The sequence below is a fragment of the Streptomyces sp. URMC 123 genome, from assembly GCF_051386515.1.
GTDB lineage: Bacteria > Actinomycetota > Actinomycetes > Streptomycetales > Streptomycetaceae > Streptomyces.
This window is the reverse complement of sequence record NZ_JBPQTV010000294.1, coordinates 1-8,133: the sequence shown is the minus strand read 5'-3', so window position 1 is coordinate 8,133 and position 8,133 is coordinate 1. Positions and strand designations below refer to the sequence as shown.

Sequence of the window (8,133 nt, the reverse complement as noted above, 5' to 3'; positions counted from 1 at the left end):
GGCCCGGTGCACACGCACCGGGCCCGACCGCTTTCGCATGCCCACCGTGACGTTCGTTCAGCTCGCGCCGCGCGGGCTCGGGAGCCGCCCACCGCTCCGGCGAACCGCCGGCAGGGCCCACGGCCGCCACGCCGGCCGCCCCGCTCGGCGGATCGCGCGGGCGATCTGCCGCGCCTCCCCCCGTACGTGCCGCAGCGCACCGCTGAGCGGGTTGCCGTAGCCGGCGAAGTACAACTGCGGGGCCGCCGGGCTGGTGCGCGCCCCCCGGACGAGCGGCAGCCCCGAGGGGTCCAGCACGGGCAGCGGGCCGACCAGGCCCGCCAGGGCGCAGCGGTACCCGGTCGCGGCCACGACGTCCTCCGGCGTCAGCCGCGTGCCGTCGGCCAGCAGCACCTCGGGCCCGTCCAGCGCGACGACCGCCGCCACCGGCAGCACCCGGCCCGAGCGCACCGCCTCCACCAGGCCGCGGTCGTGCACCGGGGTCACCTCCTCGCGGGCGGCGCGGGTGTACATCCCCTCCCGGGGGCGGGGCAGCCCATGACCGCTCAGGTCGGGCACGGTCAGGCGCTGCAGCAGGGCGGTCGCCCGGTCGCCCAGGGCCGGCGGCAGGTGCTGGGCCAGGACGCCGGCGGCCTGCCACCGGTCGACGGCGCGCGGCACGATCGTGGGCGGGGTGCGCACGGACCACCAGACGCGGGCGGCGCCCCTGCGGCCGAGCGCCACGGCGATCTCGGCGCCACTGTTGCCGCCGCCGACCACCAGCACCGAGCGCCCCTCGTACGGCCGCGGGTCGAGATAGCGCGAGGAGTGCAGCAGGTTCCCGTGGAAGGTGTCCGCGCCCGGCCAGTCCGGCAGGTGGGCGGTGTGGTTGCGGCCGGTGGCGACGACCACCGCCCGCGCCGGGACCGCGCCGAGCGCGGTGTGCACGCGCCAGCGCGGCCCTCCGGCGTCACCGCCCCGGCCGGCGAGGCACTCCAGGCGGTGGACGGGGGTGTTCAGCCGGATCTCCAGGGCGTGGTGCGCCGCGTACTGCTCCAGATAGGTCACCAGGTCGTCCCGGCCGACCCAGGTGCCGTACCGGCGGGGGATCGGGAGTCCGGGCAGCCGCGACAGTCCCCGGGTGGTGTGCAGCCGCAGATGGGAGTAGTGCGTGCGCCAGCTCGCGGCGATGTGCGGGGCGCGTTCGAGCACCACGGCGGGCACTCCGGCCCGGCGCAGCTCCGCGGCCGTGGCCAGCCCGCTGGGGCCGGCGCCGACGACCACCACGGGGGAGCGGGCGGGGGCCAGGGAAGTCAGGGGAGACAGGGAAGTCAGGGGAGCGGATACGACGTCACTGATCGTTCGCGGCAACGGCATGGGTTCCCGGCGTCCGTTCGTCCAGGCGGCGCACGGCCGAAGTGGCTGACGCCGCGCGGCAGTTGTCCGAAGGACATGGTGCGCCACCGAATCCCCATCCATCTCCATAACCGCGGCATTGACAGGAAATGAGCGAAACGCAGCGCCGAAGGTGCCGTCAGAAGGCGCCTTCCGTGTCCCGCTGGAGCCTGAGGCGCGTGCGGTGCTCGTGGTAGAGGCGGCCGACCAGCGCGCCCCCGTAGACGACCACACCGACGCCCACGAGCCAGGACTGGAGGACCAGGACCGTGCCGAACGGCCCGTAGGTGACGGCGTTCGAGGCGATCAGCGGCGAGAAGACGAGCTGGGAGAAGCCGCGCAGGCCCAGCAGCCCCACCGTCGTCGCCACGGCGCCCGGCAGCAGCGCCCGCCAGCGGATGCGGCCGCAGAGCAGCAGCCGCTGGGAGACCCAGAAGAACAGGAACACGCCGATCAGGTCGCCCGCGCCGACGAGGGCCGCCTCCGGGACGGATCTCCTGGTCAGCGGGGCGTTGCCGAAGACCACGAGATACAGAACCAGGAGCGCCAGCCAGACGACGTGCCGCCACAGGGTGTGCCAGCGGGCGGTGGGCAGGTCCCACACCTTCTCGTAGCCCGTCTGCACGGCCGTGCCGAAGGTCAGCCCGAAGACGGTGAGCGCCGCGAGACCGAAGGCCGTGGTGCTCTCCAGGGCCCGCGCCGGCCCGCTGAACAGGCGCTCCACCTCCTGTTGGGACGCCGACGACACGCCGAGGCCCTGGCCCAGCCAGCGGGCGAAGCCGTGGCCGCTGGCCGGGTCGGCCGCGGCGACGACGATCAGCAGGGGCACCAGGGTGAGGAACGCGAGGGCCGCGAACCCCATGGCGCGGTGCATCAGCTCCATCTCACGGCCGCGGCTCCAGCCCAGCCCGACGGGCGAGGTGAGCACGGTGCGGTGCAGGTGCCGGAACCGATGCGCGTGGTGCGCCGCGCCGAAACGCTTCAGGGGCATACGGCGTCGCCTACCCGGTGGGGCGCCGGGAGCCGTCAGCCGTGCGGCCGAACGGGTGTCGCCCGGCCGTGCGTCACGCCGGGCGCGTCTCCTCCCGGCCCGGGGCCGCTTCCCGCCGGCTCTCCGCCCGCGCGGCCACGACGATGAGCACACCGGCGACGGCTCCGGCGAAGAACGGGGACGGCACGAGAAGCGCGCCGCCCACCAGGCACCACGCCGCGACGCCCCAGCCGATGCCGGCGGGCACCGGCACGCCGCGCCCGGCGAGGCGCCACACGAGACACCCCAGGAGCATCAGGGGCACGGCGAAGCCGCCGGGCCCGGACCAGAAGGTGAGCTTGTTCTGCAGGGACGACACCGTCGGCTCTGCGGCGCCGCCCGAGAGCGCGAGCGGGACGGCCGCCCACACCCCCCGGTCCACCCAGCCCGTGATGACCCCCCAGGCGGCGAGCGCCACCAGGAACAGATGTCCTCCGCCCAGGACGAGCATGATCCCGCTCGCCCAGCGCAGCAGTCGACGTGGCACGCCTCGGCCTCTCGTTTATACGGCACCGTACAATTGATGTGTACGGTAACGTACAACTCCGTCGTGATCAATGGAGGTGCACGATTCCCGCCGTGGCACGCACACCACGAGAACGCTGGGTGGAGGCGGGGCTCGAAGCCCTCGCCCGGGGCGGGCCCGACGCCGTGCGCGTCGAGGCGCTCGCCGCCGAACTCGGCGTGACCAAGGGCGGTTTCTACGGGTACTTCGACGGCCGCCCGGCGCTGCTCTCGGAGATGCTCGACGCGTGGGAGCGCCGCTGCACCGAGGAGATCCTCGCCCGGGCCGACGCCGAGGGCGGCGGCGCCGCCGAGCGGTTCCGGCACGTCGGCCGGCTGTCCTTCTCGGAGGACCTGCACCGGATCGACCTCGCCGTCCGCGTCTGGGCCCGCCACGACGAGTCCGTCGCGGCGCGCCTGCGGCGCATCGACAACGAGCGCATGCGGTTCCTGCGGACGGTGTTCGCCACCTTCCTCACCGACCCCGACGAGATCGAGGCGCGCAGCACCCTGGCGTTCGCGCTCGCGATCGGCCGCCACTTCATCGTCGCCGACCACCCCGGGTACACCCGGCTCGACGTCGTTCGGCTCGCCGGAGAACACCTCCTGCGACCGTCCTGACCCCGCCACGCGACCGGCCCGGTCCCCGTGAAAAGCGTGTGGCCCCCCGGGAGTTCCGGGGGGCCACACGCTTTTCAGGGGCTCGGGGCGGGGTCAGGAGGAGACGACCCCGTAGGCCCGGTCCTGCTGGTCCGGTATCACCGTGCCGTCCGCGCGCCGCACGGGCCCGGGCGCGCCGTCCGTGTTGACGTAGCCCGTCGTGGAGCACGGGTACGCGCCGGACTTGCGCGGCAGCGGCTCGATGAACATCGGGTTGACCACCCAGCGGCCGTCCGCGTTGTCGTACGCCCGGCACATCAGCTCGGACTTGTTGCGGTTGATGGCCAGGTGCGCGCCCGTGGCGTCCTTCACGAACGTGACGTCCGTGTCCGCGTCGCCCGCGCCCAGGGCTATCCGGTGCGCCGGGTCCTGCTGCCGCCAGGCCTCCGCGCCCTTGATCCTGAAGATCTCCTGGTTGATCCAGCAGCGCTTGCCGTCCATGAACGGCAGCGCGTCGCCCCGGGTGCCCCGGACGTCACCGCAGCCCTGGATGCCCGTGGTCAGCCGGCCCCGGTCGAGGACGCTGCGGATGCCGATGGTGTGCGCGCGGTCCAGGCCGACCCCGCTCGACCACGCCTCGGCGATCGGCTCGGCGGAGGCCGAGACGATGAAGACCTCGAAGCCCGCCGCCTTGAGCGTGCGGATGAGGTCCTTCTGCTGGTCGTAGTAGCGGATGTAGCCGGCGATCGTGTGGGTGCCGACGGTCTGCTTGCTGCCGATCGGCGCCGCGAGCTGCTCGGCGCGCGCCTGCTTGGCGAACGAGGTGAGGGCGGCGGGGGTGTGGCCGGCGAACAGCTGCGGAATCCAGGCGTACGCGGGCACCGTGCGCCGGTGGTTCCAGTCGCCGGCGAAGGCCGGCTCGCCGCTCATGGTCCGCTCCTTCTCGCGGATCTCCATGATCTCGTCGGCGCAGGCGGCGTTCCGGGAGGTCGGCAGGGGCTTGCCGACGGGCACCGAGGTGCCGCACGCCGCGGTGAGGGCGCGGTCGGCGGCCGGGGTCAGCCAGGCGCTCGTGCTCTTCCAGCTCTTGGGTCGCAGGATCTTGTCGTGCTTCAGGGCCCAGGCCAGCGTGGCGTCCGTGATGTCGTTCTTGACGACGGTGTTGTCCCAGTCGAAGGCGGCGACCGGCCGGCCCTCGGGGCCGGGCACGGGCTTGGAGCAGATGCCGCGCTCGTCGATCATCTTCTGGAGCCGGGCCCGGTTGTCACCGTGCCAGGGGAGGTTCTTGTCGAGCTGCGGGCACACGCGGGCCGAGGGCGCCTGGGCGGGGCTCGCGGGGGCCACCGCGCCGGCGGGGGTCGCGGCGGTGAGGACCGCGGCGGCCGCGAGACCTATGAGGAGGGCGGGCTTCTTACGCATTCGTTCCCTTATGCGTGGGGTGGGGCAGGGGTGCGCGCGGCGCCGACCAGGGCGGTCGCCGCGAGCTTGATGTGGACCTTACAGGGGTCCCGTTCGAGGCCCCGACCCGCCGTCGGAAAGCCTCTGCCGTCGGGAAAGCCCTGCCCTTGAAGAGCCCCTGCCGTCGGGAAGCTCCTGCTGTCGAAAGGCCCCTGCCCTCGGGAAGCCCCTCAGGCGGGCGGCAGCTCCTGCCGTGCGTGGAAGGTCAGCCCGTCCGCGTCCCGGTGCACCTCGCCCACCAGGGCGCAGCGGAACTCCCCGCCCTCCCAGCGCAGCGTGCCGAGCGGCTCGCCCGGGGCGTTCGGCAGCGGCGGGTGGTCCTTCACCAGGACCGTGGCCTCCCAGTACCCGCGCGGGTCCGGGTCGGGCTCCGGCATCCAGCGCACCTCCACCGAGACGTCCAGTTCGGTGCCGTCCTCGGACACCAGGACCGCCGGGCCCGTGTACTCGTCCTGATCGCTCATGCCCGCCAGCATGCCCACAGCCCCGCGGCGCGGGCGCGGCGCCACACCGCCCCGTCGTCCGCCCGGCGCATATCCCGAATTCCCCCCGGGCAGGAAAGGAATACGCGGGCGGGCGGGCCGGCGAAAACAGCGGTCATGGGATCGCCGTATTGTCACATGACGTTCTTTCGACGGAAAGGATGGCGGCATGGCACAGGTTCATTTCGGTGTGGCGCCGAGGGTGGCGCTCGCCGGCGGGCAGCGGGTGACGCTGAACTACTTCTGGCCGGGCATCATGACCTCCGGCACCTGGCAGCACGTGTCCGGCTGCCCCGACGCCGGCACACCGCCCGGCAATGTGCGCATGGAGGTCAACGGGCAGTCCTGGGACTTCAATGACAACAACTTCAAGATCTCGGTCACCTGGACCTATTTCGGGATGACCAGCGCGCAGGCGAACTTCGCCCCGACCCTCACCGTCATCGCGCCCTGAGGGCCGCGCGAGGACGGGCAATAAAGGGCGCACGATGAGGAATTGAGGAACTCATGAAGGTGCAGGCGCTTTTCGACTCCGAGGGGCAGCTCATCGCGCTGATGGAATCGAGCACCGACGAGAGCCGGCCGCAGGCGTGCCCGGTGCCGGGCGAGGGCCAGAACGCGGCGGAGCTCGACGTTCCCGAGGAGTACGCCGCGTCCTCGCTCGCCGAGATCCTCACGCGGCTGCGGGTGGATCTGAGCGACGGGGCGCCCCGGCTCGTGGCCCGCTGAACGCGCGGGCCGGCCCCGGTCCCGTACCGGTCCCGGCCCGACACCGGTACGGGGCTGGGGCCGGGGCCGGGTTGCGGGACAGGGGCGGCAGGGCCCTACGCCGAGCGCCAGACCGTGCCGCGCCGCTCGTACTCGAGCACCTTCTCCGCGAACAGGGCGGACTCCGGGCCGTAGAGGCGCTCGCACAGCCACAGCGCCAGATCGATACCGGAGGTCACCCCTCCGGAGGTGACCAGGTCGCCGTCGTCGACCACGCGCCCGTCGACCACCTTTCCGCCCTGTGCCGCGAGGTCCTTCTTGGCGACGTGGTGGGTCGTGCAGGGGCGCCCCTTGGTGATGCCGGCGGCGGAGAGGAGCATCGCCCCGGTGCACACCGCGGCCAGGATCAGGCCGGGGCGCCGGGCGTCGGCCAGGGCGCGCGGCAGGACGCCGCGGCGGATCTCGTCGTCGACGCCCGCCCCCTTCCCGTAGCCGCCGCCGGGCACCACGATCAGGTCGGCCGACCGTGGGGACCACCGGTGCCGTATGTCGATCGCCATACCGGCCGACGTGATCACCGTGCGCGGGCCGTCGACCGTGACGAAGCGCTGTTCGACGCCCGGCTGGTGCGCGAGGATGCCGAACACCTCGATGGGGCCGGCGAAGTCCTGCTCCTCGACGCCGTCGTACAGCACGGTGTGCACGCGCAGCGGCCGCGGCGCGGCGGCGGGTGCGGCGCCGGTGGCCGCCGCGGCGGCCGTGGCCGGGCTCGCGGCGGCGGCGAGACCGAGGCCGGTCGTGGCGGCCAGGCCGGACCTCAGAACAGTGCGTCTGTGCATGCCGTTCCTCCCGAACGTGCTGAACCACAGCGATTTCGTTGATCATTCTGCTGGGGGAGGGGGCCGCCGAACAGAAGCGGAACTGCCGCTCCGCGGGAAAATCCGGCCATGGCGCGGGGGCGCGCGGCGCGGCGCTGGGGCCGGGGCCGGGGCCGACGTACGTGTGCACGCCGCTGAGGGGGCGGCGCGAACCGCGCGCCGGCCGCAGCGTGGCCACGTGACGCTTCCGCACGGGCTGCCGCCGGTGCGGATGTGCAGGCGGTCAGGCTTCCGCGCAGGCCGCCGCGTTGCCGCGTGGGCTGTCGCCCATCGCTGCCGCACAGCGGAATCGCTTTCGCGTGGGCCGGCGCCGGTGCGGATGCGCGGGCCGTGAGGCTTCCTCGTGGGTTGCTGCCACTTCCGTGGGGGCGGCCTCGCTTCCGCCGGGGGCGGCCATCCATCGCTGCCGCGCAGCGGACACGCGGTCCGCGCGACCTGCTGGCGCTCCGTGGGGGCGGCATACCGCTCTGGCGCGGGCCGGCGCGCTTGCGCGTGCGCTGGCGCACGCGCGGACACGTGGACGGTCAGGCTTCCGCGCCGGCGGTCGCGTTTCCGCGCGAGGCGCCATCGCTGCCGCGCAGCGGCCACGCTTCCGTGGCGGTGGGCGACACGTCCGGACAGGCCGCCGGGTCGGCGGCCCCCGCAGGCCCCACATGCGTGCCCGCTCGCCGCCGCGCCCCGGTGGTCCCGCCTGTGTCCACCGGAGCTCATCCACCCACGGGAACGTACGTACGACCCGTAGGGGGTCGCATGAGCGCGCTCGGGCGCGCTTGGGTGTGCGCGGGGAGCCCGGTCCGGGGGACCATGGAGATCCCGGGAGCGAGCACACGGGCCACGCGGGGCACGCCCGACGCGCCGGACACGGAGCCCGAGCGCGAAGGAGCGAGCACGGAGGAGCAGCCGCGGCGGAGAGGCCACGGAGGAGAAGCCGCGCCGGAGCGGCCCGGAGCGTATGCCTCCGGGGCATCGGCGAGCGGTGCCGAAGGCGGAAGGGAGCCTTGGGTGAACGCGACGGAACCCGACCGGGGCGAGGGCCGCCGCACGGCGGCCGGCTCACCGGTGCCGGGCGCGCCCCCCGCACCCCCCGCACCCCCCGTGC

Annotated in this window: 9 protein-coding genes; 3 read left to right on the top strand and 6 right to left on the bottom strand. The window is 74.0% G+C overall.

The annotated features are described in order from the left end of the window. Nucleotides 1-57 precede the first annotated feature (57 nt). The 3 genes from ACSNOD_RS25205 to ACSNOD_RS25195 all read right to left on the bottom strand — a co-directional run bounded on the left by ACSNOD_RS25205 (nt 58) and on the right by ACSNOD_RS25195 (nt 2,891). Nucleotides 58-1,356 (bottom strand): flavin-containing monooxygenase, encoded by a 1,299-nt coding sequence (locus ACSNOD_RS25205; protein WP_436769335.1) that lies wholly within the window; start codon nt 1,354-1,356, stop codon nt 58-60. A 157-nt stretch (nt 1,357-1,513) separates the two neighbouring features. Beyond that, a complete protein-coding gene (locus ACSNOD_RS25200; protein WP_436769334.1) occupies nt 1,514-2,365 on the bottom strand; it encodes a YhjD/YihY/BrkB family envelope integrity protein in 852 nt (283 codons plus the stop codon). Nucleotides 2,366-2,438: 73 nt separating this feature from the next. Further along, complete coding sequence (locus ACSNOD_RS25195) at nt 2,439-2,891, bottom strand: DUF6463 family protein (RefSeq protein WP_436769333.1); 453 nt, start codon at nt 2,889-2,891, stop codon at nt 2,439-2,441. Between the two features lie 83 nt (nt 2,892-2,974). Here ACSNOD_RS25195 and ACSNOD_RS25190 point away from each other — a divergent pair, with 83 nt between their 5' ends. Continuing rightward, nucleotides 2,975-3,529, top strand: a complete 555-nt coding sequence (locus tag ACSNOD_RS25190) for a TetR/AcrR family transcriptional regulator (RefSeq protein ID WP_436769336.1) — start codon at nt 2,975-2,977, stop codon at nt 3,527-3,529. Between the two features lie 93 nt (nt 3,530-3,622). Here ACSNOD_RS25190 and ACSNOD_RS25185 read toward each other — a convergent pair whose 3' ends face one another. Next, entirely contained in the window at nt 3,623-4,927 is a 1,305-nt protein-coding gene (locus ACSNOD_RS25185; protein ID WP_436769332.1) for a haloacid dehalogenase-like hydrolase, read from the bottom strand. Nucleotides 4,928-5,136: 209 nt separating this feature from the next. Continuing rightward, on the bottom strand, nt 5,137-5,430 hold the full coding sequence (locus tag ACSNOD_RS25180; protein ID WP_436769331.1) for a hypothetical protein: 294 nt from the start codon (nt 5,428-5,430) through the stop codon (nt 5,137-5,139). A gap of 187 nt (nt 5,431-5,617) precedes the next feature. Between ACSNOD_RS25180 and ACSNOD_RS25175 the strand changes: the two genes are divergently transcribed. Next, on the top strand, nt 5,618-5,902 hold the full coding sequence (locus ACSNOD_RS25175) for a hypothetical protein (RefSeq protein WP_436769330.1): 285 nt from the start codon (nt 5,618-5,620) through the stop codon (nt 5,900-5,902). Between the two features lie 53 nt (nt 5,903-5,955). Continuing rightward, nucleotides 5,956-6,177: a hypothetical protein gene (locus ACSNOD_RS25170; protein ID WP_436769329.1), complete on the top strand. Its 222-nt coding sequence runs from the start codon at nt 5,956-5,958 to the stop codon at nt 6,175-6,177. Nucleotides 6,178-6,272: 95 nt separating this feature from the next. On the opposite strand, the gene ACSNOD_RS25165 is transcribed toward ACSNOD_RS25170, so the two are convergent. Beyond that, complete coding sequence (locus ACSNOD_RS25165) at nt 6,273-6,995, bottom strand: DJ-1/PfpI family protein (protein ID WP_436769328.1); 723 nt, start codon at nt 6,993-6,995, stop codon at nt 6,273-6,275. Nucleotides 6,996-8,133 lie beyond the last annotated feature (1,138 nt).